The 584-nt window shown below is 64.7% G+C and carries 1 protein-coding gene; it reads right to left on the minus strand.

Features of this window, described 5'->3' with window-relative positions; all coding sequences use genetic code 11:
- Positions 1-108 precede the first annotated feature (108 nt).
- On the minus strand, positions 109-584 hold a 476-nt coding region (locus tag HMPREF2924_RS20320), incomplete at its 5' end, for a methyl-accepting chemotaxis protein (protein WP_070700622.1).

Consider the following 584-nt stretch of genomic DNA (forward strand, 5'->3'; position numbering starts at 1 on the left):
TGGCTGCTGGTCTCTCGGCTTGCCGCAGCCTCTTGGCCGACTGCGGGATAGCTCAGCAGCAGCACCAGGCCGGACAGGAGCGATACGGTTCTGTTCATGTGCGGGGTCCTATGGTTGGATGCGGACGCTGCGCGAGGCGCCGGCGACGTCGAAGTGCGCGGTACCATCGTCAAGGTCGGTCAGTCGCCAGTTCGTGCCGGCGACGGCATCTCCCTGGCGAATGAGGTAGATCTGGCTGAGCTGGGTGGATCCCGGAGGTGCAACCGACAGAAACCGTTCGCCCCCGCGATACTCCACGCCAAGGATCGAGAAGGGAGGAGGCTCCATCGGTTTGGGTTTCGGCTTGGGCTTGGCGGGTATGGGGCGTTTTGGCGCTGGCACGATCAGCGGCGGCGCCTTGGCCTGCTTTTCTTGAAGCGTGCGGACAGAACCGTCCAGTGTCTCCACGGTTGCCTTGAGCACCAGGAGATCGCCGGCCGAGGCGGTGGTCTGAGCCAGGTTCTCGACGGCATCCTTGGCGAACGCCTGCGCGGCGTCAATGCGGTTGGACAACGCCTGCTGGCCTGAGCGGAAGTCCTCGTTGC

The organism is Pseudomonas sp. HMSC063H08, from assembly GCF_001813645.1.
Taxonomy (GTDB): Bacteria; Pseudomonadota; Gammaproteobacteria; order Pseudomonadales; family Pseudomonadaceae; genus Pseudomonas; species Pseudomonas aeruginosa.